Source organism: Rhizobium sp. AN6A (genome assembly GCF_900215635.1).
In the GTDB taxonomy this organism is placed as follows: domain Bacteria; phylum Pseudomonadota; class Alphaproteobacteria; order Rhizobiales; family Rhizobiaceae; genus Agrobacterium; species Agrobacterium tumefaciens.
Genome location: NZ_OCNC01000001.1, coordinates 246,970 through 265,369 on the forward strand (window position 1 = coordinate 246,970; position 18,400 = coordinate 265,369).

16 protein-coding genes and 1 pseudogene are annotated in these 18,400 nt (G+C 55.8%); 5 read left to right on the top strand and 12 right to left on the bottom strand.

The window, feature by feature from the left end; all coding sequences use genetic code 11:
- Window positions 1-208: 208 nt before the first annotated feature.
- The 6 genes from CRO62_RS01130 to CRO62_RS01155 form a co-directional block, all read right to left on the bottom strand.
- Window positions 209-1,246 (bottom strand): Ldh family oxidoreductase, encoded by a 1,038-nt coding sequence (locus CRO62_RS01130; protein WP_097098828.1) that lies wholly within the window; start codon window positions 1,244-1,246, stop codon window positions 209-211.
- A 16-nt stretch (window positions 1,247-1,262) separates the two neighbouring features.
- Window positions 1,263-2,144 (bottom strand): alpha/beta hydrolase, encoded by an 882-nt coding sequence (locus CRO62_RS01135; protein WP_097098829.1) that lies wholly within the window; start codon window positions 2,142-2,144, stop codon window positions 1,263-1,265.
- Window positions 2,145-2,264: 120 nt separating this feature from the next.
- A complete protein-coding gene (locus CRO62_RS01140; protein WP_097098830.1) occupies window positions 2,265-3,167 on the bottom strand; it encodes a VOC family protein in 903 nt (300 codons plus the stop codon).
- A 101-nt stretch (window positions 3,168-3,268) separates the two neighbouring features.
- A complete protein-coding gene (locus CRO62_RS01145) occupies window positions 3,269-4,105 on the bottom strand; it encodes a fumarylacetoacetate hydrolase family protein (RefSeq protein ID WP_097098831.1) in 837 nt (278 codons plus the stop codon).
- 85 nt (window positions 4,106-4,190) lie between these two features.
- Window positions 4,191-5,789: a bifunctional 3-(3-hydroxy-phenyl)propionate/3-hydroxycinnamic acid hydroxylase gene (locus CRO62_RS01150; protein WP_097098832.1), complete on the bottom strand. Its 1,599-nt coding sequence runs from the start codon at window positions 5,787-5,789 to the stop codon at window positions 4,191-4,193.
- A 426-nt stretch (window positions 5,790-6,215) separates the two neighbouring features.
- Window positions 6,216-6,962: a GntR family transcriptional regulator gene (locus CRO62_RS01155; RefSeq protein ID WP_097098877.1), complete on the bottom strand. Its 747-nt coding sequence runs from the start codon at window positions 6,960-6,962 to the stop codon at window positions 6,216-6,218.
- Between the two features lie 202 nt (window positions 6,963-7,164).
- On the opposite strand from CRO62_RS01155, the gene CRO62_RS01160 reads away from it, so the two are divergent.
- The 4 genes from CRO62_RS01160 to CRO62_RS01175 all read left to right on the top strand — a co-directional run bounded on the left by CRO62_RS01160 (window position 7,165) and on the right by CRO62_RS01175 (window position 10,885).
- Window positions 7,165-7,974 (top strand): alpha/beta fold hydrolase, encoded by an 810-nt coding sequence (locus CRO62_RS01160; protein ID WP_179784427.1) that lies wholly within the window; start codon window positions 7,165-7,167, stop codon window positions 7,972-7,974.
- The gene (locus CRO62_RS01165) at window positions 7,971-9,200 is read left to right on the top strand and encodes an LLM class flavin-dependent oxidoreductase (protein ID WP_179784428.1); all 1,230 of its coding nucleotides are present in this window, start codon (window positions 7,971-7,973) and stop codon (window positions 9,198-9,200) included. The genes CRO62_RS01160 and CRO62_RS01165 overlap by 4 nt, the downstream gene beginning before the upstream one ends.
- A gap of 85 nt (window positions 9,201-9,285) precedes the next feature.
- Window positions 9,286-9,915, top strand: coding sequence for an NADPH-dependent FMN reductase (locus CRO62_RS01170; RefSeq protein ID WP_179784429.1), 630 nt, complete (start codon window positions 9,286-9,288; stop codon window positions 9,913-9,915).
- A 106-nt stretch (window positions 9,916-10,021) separates the two neighbouring features.
- Window positions 10,022-10,885 carry an alpha/beta fold hydrolase gene (locus CRO62_RS01175; protein WP_097098836.1) on the top strand — a complete coding sequence of 288 codons (864 nt, stop codon included), beginning with the start codon at window positions 10,022-10,024 and terminating at the stop codon, window positions 10,883-10,885.
- 631 nt (window positions 10,886-11,516) lie between these two features.
- Here the strand turns inward: CRO62_RS01175 and CRO62_RS01185 are convergent.
- The 4 genes from CRO62_RS01185 to CRO62_RS01200 form a co-directional block, all read right to left on the bottom strand.
- Window positions 11,517-11,954, bottom strand: a complete 438-nt coding sequence (locus tag CRO62_RS01185) for a 6,7-dimethyl-8-ribityllumazine synthase (RefSeq protein WP_097098838.1) — start codon at window positions 11,952-11,954, stop codon at window positions 11,517-11,519.
- Between the two features lie 84 nt (window positions 11,955-12,038).
- Window positions 12,039-13,199 (bottom strand): acyl-CoA dehydrogenase family protein, encoded by a 1,161-nt coding sequence (locus CRO62_RS01190; RefSeq protein WP_097098839.1) that lies wholly within the window; start codon window positions 13,197-13,199, stop codon window positions 12,039-12,041.
- 178 nt (window positions 13,200-13,377) lie between these two features.
- Window positions 13,378-14,223 (bottom strand): SDR family NAD(P)-dependent oxidoreductase, encoded by an 846-nt coding sequence (locus CRO62_RS01195; RefSeq protein ID WP_210201835.1) that lies wholly within the window; start codon window positions 14,221-14,223, stop codon window positions 13,378-13,380.
- Between the two features lie 165 nt (window positions 14,224-14,388).
- A complete protein-coding gene (locus CRO62_RS01200; RefSeq protein ID WP_143539369.1) occupies window positions 14,389-14,955 on the bottom strand; it encodes a hypothetical protein in 567 nt (188 codons plus the stop codon).
- Window positions 14,956-15,230: 275 nt separating this feature from the next.
- Here CRO62_RS01200 and CRO62_RS01205 point away from each other — a divergent pair, with 275 nt between their 5' ends.
- Window positions 15,231-16,331, top strand: coding sequence for an LLM class flavin-dependent oxidoreductase (locus CRO62_RS01205; RefSeq protein WP_097098842.1), 1,101 nt, complete (start codon window positions 15,231-15,233; stop codon window positions 16,329-16,331).
- A 109-nt stretch (window positions 16,332-16,440) separates the two neighbouring features.
- Here CRO62_RS01205 and CRO62_RS01210 read toward each other — a convergent pair.
- Both CRO62_RS01210 and CRO62_RS01215 read right to left on the bottom strand, forming a co-directional pair.
- Window positions 16,441-17,389: pseudogene (locus tag CRO62_RS01210) on the bottom strand (IS3 family transposase).
- Between the two features lie 185 nt (window positions 17,390-17,574).
- Window positions 17,575-18,303: a GntR family transcriptional regulator gene (locus tag CRO62_RS01215; RefSeq protein WP_097098843.1), complete on the bottom strand. Its 729-nt coding sequence runs from the start codon at window positions 18,301-18,303 to the stop codon at window positions 17,575-17,577.
- Window positions 18,304-18,400: the final 97 nt, after the last annotated feature.

Sequence of the window (18,400 nt, forward strand, 5' to 3'; positions counted from 1 at the left end):
ACCCACCTGAAGCGAGCATGCCTTTGCAAACAAATACAGAGACAAGCGACAATTGTCGGCATATCGCTCGGCCACGATGCCAGCATGAACGAGGCCGAAGCGCGTGGTTGTCCGAACTCTGGCGCTCGCATCGGGTTTGTTCCAATGGGCAACGCTTCCAGCATGCTTTTTGGGTGTCATGTTGTTCCTCCCCAAGCCTATTGGTATTTCAACTCAAGACGGCCGGTATCTTCGCGCCGAGGGAGCGGGCGAGCGTGACCAAATTCTTCCTCGTACCCGCAGAGAGAGGTATTCCCTTCGATTTGCGCTCCCGAGCGGTTTCGAAACCCCGCTGGCCAGGCAACAGGATCCTGTCTGTACCCGCCGCCTTGGGAAGTTCCGAAATCGACATTGAGAGAGCGTGGACATCAGCCCGGAAGCTGATCTCATCGCCGAAAGCCTGGGGGTCCAGTGCTATCATTGCCCCATTGAACCCCCCGCCAGCCTGACCAGACAGTGCGGGTGCGATCACCGCATTCCTGACAAGCAGGCTGCAAAGCACCTCGATCATAAGCGACAAACCGGAGCCCTTTGGACCGGCCATGGGAAGCAAGACTTTGACTGTTTGAGGATCGGTTGTTCTTTTTCCGTTCTCGTCCAAGCCCCATCCCTCAGGAATCTCCCGTCCAGCGTCTCTTGCGGCCATAACCTTGCCCAGCGCGACCGCCGCTGTCGACATATCCAAAAGAAGCGGATCATCGTTGGTCGAAGATGGCGCGGCGATCGCCAGTGGATTCGTCGATACGGCCTCTGCCCTCGAGCCATGATAAGTCATCAGCGGTTTTGACGCCGACATGCCTATAGCGACCAATCCGGCAGCGGCGATTCTCTCGGCGAAGTAACCGATTGCGCCGGAATGCGTTATGTTGCGTGCCGAACACCAGCCGATACCGTTTGCCTTCGCGAGCGCGATTGCTTTTTCAGTGGCGTAGTTCATGCCTACCGCACCTGGCGCGCGCTTGGCATCGATAACAGCAATCGCCCCGAATTCATGCACAGTTTCCGGCATCGCGACGGGGTCAATGATTCCCAAATCGATCATCTCAAGGTAACGTGGAATTCTCAACACGCCATGCGAATCAGCGCCACGCATGTTCGCCCAGACAAGGAGGCGCGCCGTCTGCGCTGCCGAATCCGGAGCAAACCCGCCCGCGAGAAGAAGCTCTTCAGCAAAGGAGCGAAGCGTAGCTTCGTCGATGGTTGCCATGAGAAAATCCTCGATTTCAGGAGGTAAGAGGTGACGGGAAGAATTTGTCCAGCCATCCTTTGAGCGCGATTCTGGTGCGCGGGGCGTCCTCAGGTGAAAGCGGAAAATGAGACGTGCCTGTTAACAACATGAGCTCAGCTGGCTTTCCCGCTTTTTCGAACATCCGAATGGACTGTTCAGTTGGCGTGATGCTGTCATCGGCAGTATGGAAAAATAGTGCCGGGCGCGGAGCGATGTCTGCAACCACGTCCTCGGCGCGGAAATTGTACATGCTCCAAGCCGTTTCCACTGGGATGTCCATGATTGCCTTCGGTGACAGGTTCTTTCGCAGCGGTTCGGGAATCGGCACGGCGTCGAAGCGGGATATCCACATACTTTCGCCAGTCTCTTCCTTATGCTTGCGACCCTTCTCAAGCAGCCCGATGAACTTGGACCAAGCCTCAGGCGTCGGATGCTGGCCGCGGAACTTCCGCTCCCCGTCGCCCCAGCCGCAAGAAGAAATGACGCAGGCGAAGCGGCTGTCTGCTCCCGCAGTGTAGACCGCTACAGCAGCACCGAAGCTGTGACCAATTACGCCAATCCTCTTGGGATCGATTTCCTCGCGATCTGAAATGAAGGACAATGCATTCTTCGTGTCTGCTACCTGGTCAAGGCAACGGACCTGAGCCCGCTCACCCTCGCTTTCACCGCAACACCTGAAGTCGAAACGGAACGCAGCATAGCCCATTTCTTCGAGCAGCGTTGCCTGAATCTCGGCATGAGACTCGTCCTTCGATCCCACGAAGCCGTGAAGAACGATGAACGTAGGCAGGCGCTCGCCCAGCTTTCGACCCTCTGGGACGTGCAACACGCCCGAGAGTTTCAGCCCGTCGGAATAGAATGACAATTTCTCTCGCATGTATTTCTCCTGAAGGTCATTCGGCGGTCGGTTCAAAAAGGCGCAAAGAAAAGGATCCGCCGCTTGGAGAACGGATGGCTCGTCCCGCGCATTGGGAACCCAGCCGTGCGCATCCGGCCGTTAATCGATCCGTGCAAATGGAAAATGGTGCTCACGCCACTCGAGGGGGGCGGGCGTGCCCCAAACATTCATTACGCGCACGTTACCGGGCCGCGCGAGGTTGGTGATGACGTTCGGGGAAAAACTGGCATCGTCCGCTACCATAGCCATGGCGCCCGAGCACTCAACCATCGCCCCGCTAGCGTCTGTATAATAAGCGTACGTGTTGTCACCTGGACGATGGCGCCCGGGTCCCCAGAGTATTTGTTTGTCGAACCGATCGAGTAAATCGCCGAGCTTCAGATATTGGCCGAATTCGGCGAATTCGAACGAGTAGTGGTGCACCCCCACCTGCCCCTTGACGAGACCCAATATGTGGTGCTGACGGTTGCCGCCATACATCCAGCTCAAGCTGTCATTGACCAGTCGCTCCGAAAGGCGCAGTCCCGCAATCCGCGTCAGTTGGGCGCGCGTTGCCTCGGGGTCCGGCGTAATCAAGTTTATGTGGTCCATTCTGGTTGGCCCGACGCCATGAGTAGCATGACGGCGCTGGTACATCTGATCGGCGATCGGCGTGTGTATTTCGAAGCGGAGCCCCTCCGGAGTCGAAAACGTCAGGCCCGCCTGAATGCATTGCATACTCGGCTGTGTCGAAATAATCCTACACCCCGCTGCCTCGACCCGGCTTTCAGCTTCTCGGACAGCGTCCGTCGTCAATGCTTCTAATCCGATCGTGTGCGCGGAGTTCTCTTCCGACCGTACCAGTACCAGTTCGGCAGCGCGTCCATTCGAGCTTAACCAGACATGTTGTTCGTCGGCATGCGTCACATGGAGGCCTAGAATTTCCGTCGCGTCGCGTATCACCGCCTCAGTCACGTTCGTATTGATCTTGATGTGCCCGATGGCGTGAACCAGATGATCCATGCAATCTCCTCCTGCCTTGCTCTAATGCTAGCAATATCCGGAAACGCCGAGTAAATCAACAATTTTCGAAAAAATCAAATATTACGAAATTATGGCGATAATTATGATGAAGCTATTATGTTGCGCAACACACCCACACCGCCGATTTCAACCTCTATGACGTCTCCCACCTGGAGAAACTCGGGAGGATTCCTTTTCGAACCGAATCCCGATGGAGTTCCTGTGACGACTACGTCGCCAGGCGAAAGCGGGGTGAAACGAGACACATAACTCACGAGGTAGGCGATGCTGAAAATCATCTGACTGGTGTTTATGTTCTGTTTGACGATGCCATTTACCCGGGTCGTAAGCTGGAGTTGCGCTGGATCAATTTCGTCGGAAGACACCATCCAGGGTCCAAATCCTGCACTTCGATAGAAGTTTTTGCCTGCGGTGAACTGGCTTGAATGCTTCTGCCAATCGCGAGCGCTGCCATCGTTGAAGCAGGAGTAGCCGGCCACATAGTCCATAGCCTCCGTTTCCTGGACATCCTCGGCAGTCTTGCCAATGATCACGGCAAGCTCGCCCTCGAAATCGAACATGTCGGAGACGGAAGGTTTGAGTATCGATGTTCCGTGGCCCGTCTGTGCATCAGCGAATCGTGTAAACAGCAAGGGATATTGCGGTCGCGTCTGCCCGACTATTTCCCCTTCGAAGTAATTTGTGGCCACACAAATCACTTTGGAAGGATCTGGAATCGGTGGCAATAGTTCGACGTCGTTCAGCGAAATAGCCGCCTTCAACTGCCCTTTGGGGACGAGCGCCGGAAAGTGGGCAGCGATGTATTCTTTGAGACTGCCACACCCCACCACCGAGGGATCACGCAGGTCGGCAATCCCTTCATCGGTAACGCATCCGAATGACATGACTTCGTCAAACCGATAACTTACAAACCTCATAAATTACCCCGTCTTAAATTGTCACGGCACACCGTGCGCCCAGCCACGCGGCGGCCGATTGCCCAGTGCGGGCATCTGTGGCTAGTCACCTCAGGTGCGCTAGTAGCTGCTGGAGGAGGCCATTGAGGTCTGCCTCATCCTTCGCTCCGCCGAAGACCACATGATCTGGCCGGACGAGAATCGCGCCGCATTCGTAGTGATTGAGCCAGTCTTTGAATACTGTATGTTCCTCCTGCCATGCATTGACACCTTGGATTGGCGCCGCGGACACTTTGACGATAGTGGCGGCGACACGGGCCGCCCCCAACTCTGTGTCGATGCCGATGTGGAAGTCCGCATTCACCAAGATCTTGAAGCCTTCAGGCAGAATGTCATCAAGGCGGCGGCGATCCCCCGATTTGCAGACGATCCATGGCTGGGGAGACTGACGGCCCGCTGCGGGCGCCGGTTCGCCGTTTCCGCTCCAGCCAATCACGCCGGCAGAAATTGCGGGGAAGAGGTCCTGTCGAACCAAGGTGCCCTTCCCCTCCTCCCACAGGCGCCGCAGGGCCCTGTCGCGTTCGGTGGCCAGTTCTGGATCACGTTCGCATATGATCTGTCCCAGCGCCTTTGTAGTCGCGATCACATCGCGAACCACCGGTCGCCTTTCGATTTCGTAACTATCGAGCAGGTCCGGGGAAGCCCCTTTGAGCACCGCTGAGATTTTCCAGCCGAGGTTCGCTGCGTCCTTTATGCCTTGCACCATCCCTTGCGCTAGAAATGGAGGCGTCATATGACATGCGTCGCCAGCAAGGAAAACATTGCCCTCGCGCCAACTTTTCGCAACCAACGCATGGAACCGATATGTCGCCGCTCTCCAAAGCGTAGCCTGGTGAGGTTCTAGCCACGGACGGAGAAAGTGCCAAACGCTTTGCTCCGTCTTTATCTGCTCGGGATCTTCGCCCGGCATGAGCATGAATTCCCAACGACGCAGATTTTTCGGCCCTACAACGTAGGTATGCGGTCTTGCCGGATTGCAGTACTGAACGTTAACCTGCGGTAGATTCACAGTCGTGTCTGAAAGCAGCATATCAACAACGAGCCAAGGCTCGTCGAAGATGAGATCTTCGAAAGAGATACCAAGCTGTTCCCGCACGAAGCTTCTGGCTCCGTCGCATCCCACTACGTAGCGGCACGCAATCGCATCAAGGGTACCCGTGCGCAGATCGCGAATTTCGACGTTCACGTGATCGCCGCGGTCCTCTAAAGCCGTGATTTCAGTTGCAAGCCGGATCTGAAGCAATGGAAACGTCAGAGCTTTTGCGCGAAGTGCTTTCTCCAGCCCAGGCTGCATGAATGTGACGTAAGGCGGCCAGGCGAGCTGGAACGGCGGTTCTGGAGATACCATGCGCCTGAGTACCTCGCCCGTCGAACTGACATATTCCGATGTCCGATACTCACCGACGACATCGGCAAGGTCGTCGGCGACACCTAGATTTTGAAAGATGCGTAAGACCTCATGGTCCATCCCGACCGCTCGGGGTAGATCGTAGACGTCTCCAGAGGAGTCAATTGCCAGGACGGAGAGGCCTTTGGAACTTAGGATTGTAGCGAGCGTCGTACCCACGGGACCCAAGCCGACCACCACAACGTCATGGTCGTAATTTGTTAAACCCAGTTTTGCCAGCGGTAGGGTGTCCGTCATGATTTTTCGAGTCCTCCATCCCGACTCCGGCCGCAGCAGGATCCACACTCCACCGCAATCTGCACGATGGCGATACTATATTACGATATAAACCAATATTTTCGAAAATAAAGAAAATAGTTCCAATTTGGGGCAGATCTTTGCACGATCGAGCACGTGCAAATCGGAGTTGCCATTTCGCTCGGCCAAGCTCCTGAAGCCAACGCAACGCAAGTTCGAGCGCTTGGCCCTGATGCCGTCATCTGGGTTAGACAGCGCGCAGGCAATGTCACCGCCTGCATATTATGCAAGCGGTGAAGCAGATTCTTGAGAAAAGCTCGTAGCTGTCCGACGGCTGATACCGACTTGGGTATCTTACTGGAAGAACCTGCCACCTGCGCTGTTCCGGAAAACTCGGGAGGGCGCGCGCCACAGCTTTCCGGCGCCTTACCGCCCGAGGCTTTCGGCCTCCGCAGCGACGTCGTGCCGCAGAGCCTTATCTATTTCGTCTTGGTGTTCTGTGAAAAGATGACCCGCATGCATGATAACGTTCCGCGTCGTCTCCCGTATATGCAGGTCGATAAGCTGCAGGGCCTTCATCTCCTGACGCTCTAGAACGGCAGACATGATCTCAGTGTGCTCCGCCGTCTTTTCACGCCATTTTGGCCGGAACTGGGACGACATCCTGCGATAGCGATGTGCCCGCTCAAAAAGCTGATGACGTATTTCGACCAAATTAGGAGAATCGCAAGCACTGACCAGAGATGAGTGAAACGCGCTATGAAGCACAGCCCAGTCCTCTGAAAGGTAATATTCGGCCCCCAAGCGGGTCTGTAGTCGGTCCATCCGATGGTAGGTTCCGAGAATATTGGCTTCCCAGGCGTCGTTTCCTTTGAGCATCGACAGGCGAAGCGCTTCTTTCTCTATAAGCACGCGCACGTCTGTGAGATCATTAAGATCGCGCAGAGAAACCGGCGCGACGACGAATCCGCGCTGCCCCACCGACACCACGAGGCCTTCTGCTGCCAAACGCGAAAGCGCCTCTCTAATCGTCGAGAAGCTGACTGAGTATGACTCTTTCATTGCTTCGAATCTCAATTTGCTTCCTGGCATCAACACGCAGTCAATGATGTCTTTTCGCATTCTCTGAAGCACCACGACGGCGCGCGTTTCCGGACTATCGACCTTATGCATCAAAATTTCCTGATTCTCATTTTGGCCCTTCACAGGTCTCATCATAAGGCGAAAAATTTCGAAAAAAAACAATTCGTTTGATAAACGCCCCGCACATCCGACAATTCGGACATTTAAATTCTTGACCCCATAAATTTTTAGTTCTATATAACGAACTATCCTATATATAGAACTAACAAGGATGAACATGGGAGGGCTGCAAATGGAAACCGTCCAAGTCCGCGGAACGTCCATCGACTTAGTGCGCAGGGGAAAAGGGCCACCCCTCTTATTTCTCCATTCGGGAGCTGGACCAGTCAGCCATTCTGCGACGTACCTTGAGCAAATGACTGAAAAATTCGACGTAATCGCGCCTGTCCATCCGGGTTTCGGACTGCAAAAGCGTCCGGATTGCGTGAAGACCGTGGACGACCTTGCCTATCACTACCTCGATCTTATGCACGCGCTCGGCCTGAACGAGGTAATTCTCGTCGGCGCAGCCTTTGGAGGATGGATAGCGAGCGAGATAGCAGTGCGCTGTACGCAACGCATCTCCAAGCTGGTTCTTATCGATCCGTTTGGTATCAAGGTGAAGTCCCGCGAGGAGCGCGAGATCGCGGATTTCTTTGCCGTCAGTCCAGCAGATCGAGCAACGATGGAGTTCACCAAGGCTCCATTCTCGAACTTGACCTATGCCGGCAAGTCTGAAGAAGAACTGATGGTGCTCGCCCGAGGCCTCGAAGCCGAGGCATTTTTTGGCTGGAGTCCGTTCATGCACAACCCAAGGCTCGCTCACTGGCTACATAGGATTGCCGTGCCGACGCTCATTGTGCGGGGCGCGCAGGACGAAATCGTGTCGATGGACAACCACCGTGCATATGTCGAGAGGATACCCGACTGCCGTATGGAACTGATCGAAGGTGCCGGGGTCTTCCCGCATATCGAGGCGCCCGAGGCTTTCAACTTATGTCTGACAAAATTCGCAGCGGCGAGAACAAGCAAGATCACCACTCAGATCGGAGAAAGCGCATGAAGGCCTACTACTTTTCCGAGTGCCCGTATCCGGATGCATGGTCCGATGCTGACAAGGGAGCTATCCGCGTCACTTACCCTAACAGGCTCTTCGACCCGAAGGTGGGCGCAGATCTCATCAACTATCGCCTCGATGAATGGTGCCTGGCCGACGAGTTAGGAATGAACATCATGATCAATGAGCACCGCTCATCGACGACTTGCATTACCGCGTCATGTATACCGCCCGCTGCGATGCTGGCCAGGCAGACCAAAAACGCCCGGATCCTACTGCTGGGACCGACAGTGGGAATGCGGCGTGACCCGGTTGGCCTGGCGGAAGAGGTTGCTTACATTGACTGCGTTTCGCGCGGCCGCATCGACCTTGGTTTGCTGAAAGGATATAGTGCGGAGATCGCGCCGTCGAACATGAATCCGGCCACCACGGAGGCACGATACTGGGAAGCACACGACTTGGTGATAAAGGCTCTTTCCCACCGTGACGGCCCGTTCAACTGGGAAGGCGAGCATTTCCAGTACCGACAGGTCAATATATGGCCGCGTCCTTATCAGGAACCCTGCCCTCCGATTTGGATAAGTTGTTTCTCGGTCCGTAGCGCTGCGGAAGTCGCCAATCGCGGACACAACGTCGTCGCTGCTCTCGACTCGAAGATGGCTGCCAATATCTTCGGCGCTTACCGAAAACGTGTGATCGAGTTGGGTCAGCCCGCTCCCTCATTCACCAAATTCGGTTATATGGCGCTCGTAGCCGTGGCCAACACTCGAGATGAAGCGCTGCAGAGGCTGGCAAAAGTCCGAGGCTGGGTGTGGTCCAGCGGCGTTTCTCCGCCGCAGTTCACCAATCCGCCTGGCTATATACCGGTCGCCGGAAACGTCGAAATGATGAAAAATTTTCCTGAAGAGATCAGTTGGACCCACCGCGTCGTGGGACGCAGCGGCAGGACTTTCAATCCATCGGTCGACCCTGTCGAGAACCTGATTGATTCCGGCATGGGATTTGCCGGAACGCCCGACGAAGTCTTCGCACAGCTGAAAGAACTGTTTTACGAAGTCGGAGGCTTCGGGCATTTGCTTGCGATGATGCAAGGCGGCGATCTCGGTCATCACGAAGCTGTGGACAGCATGACGCTCTTCTCGAAGGAAGTTCTCCCGCGGTTAGTCGAATTTCAGAAGGCCGCCGAGAAGGACGGTATCATTCCAGTGGAAATCCGAGCGAAAGCCGGCTGAAAGGCTATGTTTGCCGCTTGGTTAAATGCGTGTGGCAGCCATGCGCCGATCTAACGACGAGTACATCTCTTTGGAGGAGAAGAAAATGACTTACGAAACCGCACAGACCAAGCACGCCTCTCAGTTCACACCTCATATCGTTGCCATCGGTGGCACGCTTCGGGCTGGATCGAGTTGTGAGAAGGCGGTCAAGTTCGCTGTTGCGTACGCAGAGGAACTTGGTGCGACAACTGAATGTTTCTGCGGTGCGGATCTGTTGCTGCCGCCTTACGATCCCGGCCAGAATTCCGGCAATCCCTTGGTTGATCGTCTCCTTGCATCCTTGCGCGAGGCAGATGGTATTATCATCGCGTCGCCTGCTTATCACGGCTCAATCTCGGGAATCATAAAAAACGTCCTCGACTACACTGAAGAGATGAGAACCGACGCGCTCAGCTATCTGGAGGGACGATCGGTTGGGCTTATCGTTTCCGCTGCGGGAATGCAGGGTATCGGCACGACCCTCACAACTCTCAGATCCGTCGTCCACACGCTCAGAGGCTGGCCCACGCCCTATGGCGTCGGCCTCCTTTCGGTGGGAGATCCGCTTTTCCAGGGTGAGCAGCCTGCTCGTCCCGAAACCGCACAGTCTCTAAAGATCATGACCCGGGAAGTCGTCGACTTTGCCGTAACACGGCTTTCGGTCGGCAACCAGGCCGTGGCATTGGCGGTCTGATATCCAGAACGCGTAGCTGTAGCTCGCCCGGGGCTATCCCCGGCGGCGTCCTGACGCAGACAGGCTCGCGACGGAGAATACGCAGTAGCAATTTGGAGGCAACCCATTGGAGACGTCCGTCTTTCCAAACACCAGAAGCAGGTTTATCGTCGTTGAGGGAGCGCGTACCCATTACCTGGAAGCGGGAGAGGGATCGACGCTGGTTTTGTTGCATGACGGGGCGTACGGTGGCTGCGCCGAGGTTACATGGTTCCAAAACATAGCGGCGCTGAGTAAGAGCTATCGCGTCATTGCTCCCGATTTTCTTGGCTTCGGCGAGACGGACAAACTCCATGACTTTGGCGGCGGCCGGGCACGACGCGTTCGCCACATGACAAAGTTCCTTGAGGCAATGGACATAAAAGAGGCTGCTTTCTGCGGCGTCTCGATGGGGGCCTCCATTCTCTTCCAAGCCTTGGCGACCGACGACCTGAATTGGCCGATCAAAGCAGCCATCTGCATCTCGGGTGGGGGGTTTGTTCCGTTCAACGAAGCACGCAGGAAGACACTTGATTTCGACTGTACGATCGAGAACATGCGTGAAATCATGTCCGTCATGATCCATCAACAAAAGTGGTTAAGCGATGACAGGGTGATTGACGCGCGGTTCCGCGCCGCGACGCGACCAGGCGCATGGGAAGTGACGGCGGCGGCGCGCTTCGTTTCGCCGATCACTCCGCCGCGTTCAGAGGAATTCGGAGCGGAGGACAAGACGCCCTACCAGCGGATTCGGGTTCCTGTCCTTGTGATGGCCGGAGCGAACGATCGGCTGAAGCAAGCGGGATACGCTTCAGAGCTGGCAGCACTGATTCCACAAGGTGAACACCAGCTTTTCGCGGAATGCGGCCACTTTCCCAATATTGAATCGGCTGACAGCTTCAATGAAGCCGTGCTCGAGTTTCTTGCAAGAGTATATCCCTCGAGTTCGTAGAGCCTGATAGTATGATTGCGAACGGTCGAGCCGGGGCTGGAGAAACCCGATCAGTGGGTGTCGCTTGAAAGCGCGTTGACCTGTCTGGGATCCGATCAGCGGACTACATCAGGACCAGCGGTATTAACGCGCCGCATTCAAAGGCCGAATACATGCCTGCACCCTACCAATCCGTCAGAAACACCAACTTGCCCCTTTCCACGCGGAGGCCACATGTCACTGAACTCTTGTCCGGCTGCGATTAGAGCCTCGGCGTTTTTCTTACACAAATAAGCGCGGTAGGAGCAACCGATGGCAGTTCACGTTCGAAGCGTGAATCATTGATGTGCAGAGACTTGCTGGCAAACTCACCCGGAATCGCCAGTCGCCACGTTTCTGCCCTAAGGAACCCGAAACGGTCATATCCACATCCATGCATGCGATAGCGTTGCATGTCTGGGGCCGGAGCGGCGCAACTCTCCCCCGCAAGCGCCGGGTTGCGATTAAAGTGCCGGATGCCAAAACCCTCGTCGGCCTCTGCGCGCGACTCGAGATCGCGAACGCCACCGTCTACGAGATCGGCGCGAGCTTCAAGACGCACAATCCGTTTAGACATGGTATCAGGATCGCCAGCCCCGACGCTTGACCGCGCTCATCGAGAGAGCCAGCGCTCCCTCAACTTCACGATTTTCGAAGCCGCCAAAGCAGCCTCGCGTCCCTTTTCTACAAAATGGTTTCTATAGATTTGCAAGTGGTGTTCCGTTTCTTGGTACTGATGAGGCGTAAGGGAAACCGATAGGATTGGTGTTCGGGTCTGCAACCCAGCGTGCATTAATCCGTTCACCACCGTCTGGGCCACGAACTCGTGCCGATAAATGCCACCGTCGACCACGAAAGCAGCGGCGACGATTGCCCCGTATTTCCTCGTACGCGCCAGTTCCAGCGCCGCTAGCGGCAGCTCGAAGGCACCGGGCACGTCGAAGACGTCGATACTTTCGGCTTGAATCAATTCACAGAAACCTATCAGCGCCCGATCAACGATCTCGGCATGCCATTGCGCCTTAATAAAAGCGTATCGTATGTTTTCCACTTGGTTTATCTCTCATTGAGCGGAAGATTGGACCCATCGAAGAGTTGGAGACGACTTGTGTATATGTGCGAACTTTGTTTGCTTTCAAATCAAAGCGAGTTCAGGTTCAAGGCCCAACAGCGCGCGTCCGTATCCGTTGCAGGTGCTGCTCCAAGACATCGAATGGTGATGCGATGCTGCCGCGATATCGCGCTGAAATTGATGGAGTTGATCATCAAGCCAGAGCACATGCGCGCCTCCCAACTCGAAAAGGCGGCTGACGCTGCCGGCCGCCAGATGGCCCGCAAAAGCTGCGTTGCGCCGCCAACGCACGCGATCGAGAGTCGTGATCTCGACGTCACCTGAAGCTCTGTTTCGGAGTTCGATGTACATGGTGCGGACTAATGCAGTCGCGGCATCAATGTTTGCGGCGCTTTCGCCTATGCGGTTGTGTACGTCGGCGCGTGAACCCACCTTGACTCCGCTCAAACCACCAACCTTGTTCTGCGTCCGCTCTACGAAAACTTCGATCGCCCCATGCGCCATCCCGAGCATTGACCCCAAGATGCCACAGCTGAAGATGCTAAGCATCGGCAGCCGGAACCATGGGGAGTCATACAGCTCGCGGCCGACCGTGCGAGCTTCGGTCGGACCGGCCAGATTAAGGATCCGGTGGATAGGCACAAAGATTTCCGCAGTAGTCACATCCGTGCTGCCAGACCCGCGGAGGCCGCCGGTATGCCAGGTGTCGAGAATCTGCACCTCGTGTGTGGGAACAAGATGCGCGAGGGGCCCTTCTGGTCCCAACGCCACCAGGACGATCCAGTCTGCGTGATGGACGCCGCTGGCGAAATCCCACCTTCCCTCTATGGCTGCCCCGCCTTCCACGGGCCGTGTCTTGGCACGCGCCGGGCTGAAGCCGGTCGAGATGATCGGAAATCTGTCGGCTTTGAAAACTTCCCGCTGAGCCTTGGGATCGAACATGGCCAGCAACAGACCGTGCATTGCCCAATTGCCCGCACACCACGCTGTGGATCCGCAACCCCGTCCGAGTGTCATAACCACCTCAAACAGGTCATCAACGCCGAGGCCAGCGCCACCAAGCTCGCGAGGTGTGACCAGACCCAGAACGCCAGTTTCTCGCAGGTCTTCAACCGTTACGTCGCTCAGCTGGCGGATTTCATCTGTCAGGCCGCGGCGCTCCCGCAACACCGGAATCAACTCCGCTGCCCGAGCAATGGCCGTCTTCACACTCAATTCGCTCATCGCCTCAAAATCCTCATTTGTTGACGCCCGAAAAATAGACAGCCCTCGCGGTTGTCCACACTAGGAAGGTGAGCTTTACGTTCAGCTTGAGCGCGACCTTTCGCGCCGTTTCCGTATGCACGACTCTCTCCTGAAAATCGGGACGGCCCATAACCTGTGCATCCCCTTACGCGACCGGCTACATCGACATGTGCCCACCATCGACAACAACCAGTGATCCCGTCATGTATGCCGAGAGATCACTTGCGCAGAAAAGCGCCACGCGGGCGATGTCGTCAGGCAATCCCGGCCGCCCGAGATGTACGCGCTCCGTCAGCATCTCCAGAAAGTCCCCGCCGATGTCTTTCGCGAATTGCCTCTTCAACTCTTCAAGTCCTGGCGTGATAATCGCGGCCGGCGCTATCCCAAGTGCACGGATGCCGAGCGCACCGAATTCCACGGCCATGCTTTTGGTCAGGCCCGCGACTGCGTGCTTCGACGCCGTATAAGTCGCGCTGCCAGGTGCGCCAGCGCTCATTGATGCAATTGACGCGATATTGACTATGACCCCGCTTCGGTTGGGAGCCATGAGCTTGGCAGCCTCACGTGCCCCGACCATTGTTCCGCGCAAGTTGATAGCCATCATATTGTCCCAGAAGGCGTCATCGATCTCAAAATATGGTCGAACGGGATAGATTCCTGCCGCGTTGACCCAGATGTCCAGCTTGCCTCCCAATTCGGCTGCCCGACTTGCGGCATCTGCAACCAAGTTGCTTTCGGTCACGTCCAACCGAAGTCCCCACGCCTCTTGCCGCCATTTCTCCTTCAATTCAGCTGCAACTGCCTCGGCAGAATCCTGGTTCAGATCTGCAACAACCACGCGCGCGCCCGCCTCAGAGAGCCGGGATGCAATTGCTTTGCCGATCCCACCTGCACCGCCGGTTACAACAGCGACACGCCCGGACAAGGAGACAAGGGCACTAATAGGCTTACTGGTGTAATCCGGGGCGACCATGGCTGCCGAGGTCTCAGTTAGAGTACTCACGTCAGTCCTCCTAAATTGTGATTCTTCAAATCCTGGTGTCGTCACGCGCGTGTGCGCAGCCAGTGACGCTGCGAGCAAAGAAGGCTGTCACACGCCGCATGGGTCGACCTCATTCTGCGGCCGCTGCTCCTTGCACCATCCGACATCCTCTTTTAAGCGGCGCATTCACTCGGATTCATCCTCCGAGATATGCGCTGTGCGAATTTCGGGGTTCTGGCGCAGGGAAACGGGGTCACCGGAAAAACAGAAAGCCGCAAATGACCAAACCCGTGCTCGTGCGGACTGCTCGGGCTTCCAGTCATCATCTACAATTGAAAAAGATATCGACTGCCCGTTTACCCCGCCGTTCTTGCCGGCGCATTGGAAATAGCGGTGTGCAGCACGAGCGCCATCGCTGACGTCATCGGGTCCGCTTGCGCTCACTGCGCTGCCGATCTTGATGGGAACGCCGGTGGCTTCTGTTCCGATATTGAGACCGTGTTTGGGCGCATCTGAGGCTAAGGCGGGTGATCCAGATATCATGAACGCAAACGCCAGTCCGGCAATCGCCGATACCACTATCGCTGGGTTCCCCATATTCATCGCCCCCCATTGGATGTCGAGTGATGCTGCTCCTACGCCTCCGCAGACGCTCCCAACAGCGCGACATCTCAGGCCACGCAACATATGACGATGACGTCCGCTGTCAACGAAATTTTCGACTATCTGAAAAATTTTCGTAATTTTGTCCAACTTTGCGTGCAAAACAGCATGGACCGATGGATTTGTCACAGGCTCCTGATCAAACGACGCATATCACCATAAAAATCGAAATTAATTGACATTTACGAAAATACGTTGGAGAAAATTGGACGTTAGCCCGTTGCCTGATGGGGTTGACTCAGTGTCCGCGAGGCATTCCGACAAATCTCTGAGTCACAGGGCAAAACTTGCGTTCTGCGCCAAGCAGTACGCAGCAGATTTCTTAGAGCGGACCAACGTCTGCCCAATAGCAGGAGGAAAATCCAATGGAATTCGGACTCTTCATCATGCCAAGCCACCCACCTGAGCGCAACTTGCGCGCAGGCCATGAGTGGGACCTGCAGATGATCCGCTGGGCAGATGAATACGGCCTGCTGGAGGTCTGGACGGGGGAGCACCACACCGAAGTATGGGAACCAAACCCAGCGCCCGAAGTCATGATGGCTCAAGCCATTCTCATAACAAAGAACATTCGGATTGGATCGGGCGCTTTTCTGCTACCCTACTACCATCCGGTGGCGCTGGCTCATAAGATTGCGTTTCTGGATCATATTTCCGGCGGACGGATCAATGTCGGTGTCGCGCCCGGTGCGCTACCGATGGACATGGAGATGTTCGGTAGCAACTCTCAACAAAACCGGGAGCAATTCGACGAGGCCTTGATGGTTCTGAGGCGAATGCTGGAAACCACTGGTCCCTTCGATCACAGGGGGAAGTATTATTCGGCCTCGCGAGCGGCGTTCGAAAAAGGCGATCTCCACGGGCCGCATCTTCGTCCATTGCAGGATCCACGACCGCCCATTGCGATGGCTGGAGGACCAGGTGCCGTCTCTAAGAGCCTAACGATCTGCGGCGAACAGGGTTTTCTGCCTATATCATTGAATATCGCCGCGCCGCACCTCAAGAATAATTGGCGCGATATTCAGAACGGCGCCAAGAAAGCAAACAGAGTTGCAAAGCGTTCTGATTGGCGCATCGTGCGGGAAGTTTTCGTTGCCAACACAGATGAAGAGGCTTGGGAACATTCAGTCAACGGAATGATGGGCCGGATGTACACCGACTATTTCCTTCCGCACATGCATAGCCTCATCGGGTCAGATGGCAAGGCTCTAGCAGAGTACTTCAATCCGGATCCGACCGTACCGCTAGAGCAGGTGACTACCGAATATTGCGCTAGACGCAATTGGATCATCGGGTCGCCGGATACGGTGGTCAGGAAGATCGAAGAGCTTTACGAGGATCTTGGAGGCTTCGGTTGCCTCGAAGTTCTTGGACTGGACTACGCCGAAGATTCCGAAGCCTGGAGGCGAAGCCTGGAACTGCTTGGAACGGTCGTCAAGCCGCGGCTTGGGCATCTGACAGCATGATGTTGATTTCCAGTAAGAACTTGACCTGCCACTGAGAATGTCCTCCAGATTGGATTAGAGTTCGGCCCAGGTTTCTGGACCAACTGAGGCTAAAGTTTTCCGGCTTCATTCAGGGAGGCGGGCTGGTTGAGCCTCCTGATTTCATCAGCGAGATCGGCACCTTATTGCCGATCTCGCCATGCGACTGAAACTCACTATAGTCTATACGCCAGTCCTCCATCTTTTCGCGGGCATCCGCAAGGGTCAGGAACCAGTGCTGGTTCAGACATTCGGCGCGGAAGCGGCCATTGAACGCTTCAATGAACGCATTGTAAGTGGGCTTGCCCGGGCGTGAGAAGTCCAAGGTGACGCCTTTGGCGTAGGCCGAAAGGTCAAGATCGCGAGACACGAACTCAGTCCCCTGATCGACACGGATCGTCTTCGGGTAGCCAACTTTCCGGCATACCCATTCCAAGGTTTGCACGACATCTTCACCTCGATAGCTGTGACGTGGATCAAGCACCGGCACATAGCGCGAGAAGGTGTCGACCACCGTGAGCACCCGCAGTTTCTTGCCGGTCGCGAGTTGGTCGTGAACGAAGTCGATGGCCCAGACATCGTTTGGTCCAACGGCCAATTGCCGATCTTCCCGCAGCTTGGCCTTGACCCGTCGCTTCGGCATCTTGTTACGCAGTTGCAGGCCCAAGTCTCTGTAAATGCGATAGGTTCGCTTGATGTTGGTCCCCCAACCCTCGCGCTCCAACAGTACATGCACGCGACGACAGCCGTAGCGAACACGTATCTCGCAGATCTCACAAATCCGACGTTCCAGAACCGCCTGATCGGCACGGCGAGAGGTGTAATGGTAGGTCGACCGATCGAAGTTCATTGCCCCACAGGCACGCCGGATCGAGATCATCCAATCCCGGTACATACCTTTCACCATCTCACGGTCCAGCGTCAGGTCCGCGATGATCTTCTTCAACCGCGCATTCTCGTCCTCGAGCTGCTTCAGCTTCTTCATCACCCTGCTTCAGAATGAACGCCTTCTGTGCGGCCGAAAACTGCGATGCTTTCATCGTCTTCCGTTCCTTTCCCAGCCAGGAAAATGCACCGGAAAACTCTAACCAAAAACGGTCCAGTTTGAAGGGTTCAGATCACTCTGCTCGCGTTGGCCGGGATCGAACTCTCTCTCTTCAAGCTAAACGACTGATTTCAAAGACTGTGCGAAAATCCCTTTCGGCATATCGCGCTTATGATAGCGTCAGTTTATTCCAGAACCGAAGACGCCAAACATATCGAACGCCACTGGACGTCGTCGATCAAGTGCCAAACCGTCCTGGATTTCGGTAATGTGTTCGCGCATCAACGAAACCGCTTTCTCGACATTGCCGGAAGCACAATGCCGGACGAGGTCATCGTGATGGTCATGCCATCCCGCCAGCCCCACCTGATTGTCGAACAGGTGCACGATGAGGCTTGTGCGAGCGACTAGCAGGCGAACCTGATCGGCCAGAATGCGATTGCCTGATAGTTCGGCCATGAGCACATGGAAACCACCGGAGAGATGGATTGCCTCGCGTATATAGCCCTGCTGTCTCAGTTTGTGCTCCTGGTCGATATTGTCGCGCAGTCTGGCGATGGCTGCCGGGTCAGCGGCCCGTGCAACGGCTTCGGTAGTCCCAGCCTCTATCGCCACACGGGCGGCGAATACCTCCACCGCCTCGACTGCATCTGGTGCAGCCACGAAGGCTCCGCGTTTGGGAAAGAATACGACAAGCTTCTCCCAGGTCAGCCTCTGTAGAGCAGTCCCGATGGTCCGCCTTCCAACTCCGAACGCCTCCATCAACGCGAGTTCGGTGAGCTTCGTCCCAGGAGGAAGCCTTTGATCGACAATGGCTGCGAACAGGTGCGCATACGCTTCATCAGCGTCATCAACTTTCGGCCTATTGCGGTCGTTCATAACGCCCACCAAGCGTTTGTTCTGCTTCATTGTTATTCTCTTTGACGATCTTTCTTGCGCCGGATTGTGCGCAATTGTGTGTGCGGCATTGTTTTCGTTCAGGTTCGCAGACTGGCACACGCCTTGC

Coding starts and splice junctions, on each gene's coding strand:
- CRO62_RS01205 (WP_097098842.1), top strand. CDS start 15,231: ATGGAATTCGGACTCTTCATCATGCCAAGCCACCCACCTGAGCGCAAC.
- CRO62_RS01170 (WP_179784429.1), top strand. CDS start 9,286: ATGACTTACGAAACCGCACAGACCAAGCACGCCTCTCAGTTCACACCT.
- CRO62_RS01215 (WP_097098843.1), bottom strand. CDS start 18,303: ATGAAGCAGAACAAACGCTTGGTGGGCGTTATGAACGACCGCAATAGG.
- CRO62_RS01165 (WP_179784428.1), top strand. CDS start 7,971: ATGAAGGCCTACTACTTTTCCGAGTGCCCGTATCCGGATGCATGGTCC.
- CRO62_RS01155 (WP_097098877.1), bottom strand. CDS start 6,962: ATGCATAAGGTCGATAGTCCGGAAACGCGCGCCGTCGTGGTGCTTCAG.
- CRO62_RS01130 (WP_097098828.1), bottom strand. CDS start 1,246: ATGGCAACCATCGACGAAGCTACGCTTCGCTCCTTTGCTGAAGAGCTT.
- CRO62_RS01190 (WP_097098839.1), bottom strand. CDS start 13,199: ATGAGCGAATTGAGTGTGAAGACGGCCATTGCTCGGGCAGCGGAGTTG.
- CRO62_RS01150 (WP_097098832.1), bottom strand. CDS start 5,789: ATGACGGACACCCTACCGCTGGCAAAACTGGGTTTAACAAATTACGAC.
- CRO62_RS01160 (WP_179784427.1), top strand. CDS start 7,165: ATGGAAACCGTCCAAGTCCGCGGAACGTCCATCGACTTAGTGCGCAGG.
- CRO62_RS01140 (WP_097098830.1), bottom strand. CDS start 3,167: ATGGATCATCTGGTTCACGCCATCGGGCACATCAAGATCAATACGAAC.
- CRO62_RS01145 (WP_097098831.1), bottom strand. CDS start 4,105: ATGAGGTTTGTAAGTTATCGGTTTGACGAAGTCATGTCATTCGGATGC.
- CRO62_RS01135 (WP_097098829.1), bottom strand. CDS start 2,144: ATGCGAGAGAAATTGTCATTCTATTCCGACGGGCTGAAACTCTCGGGC.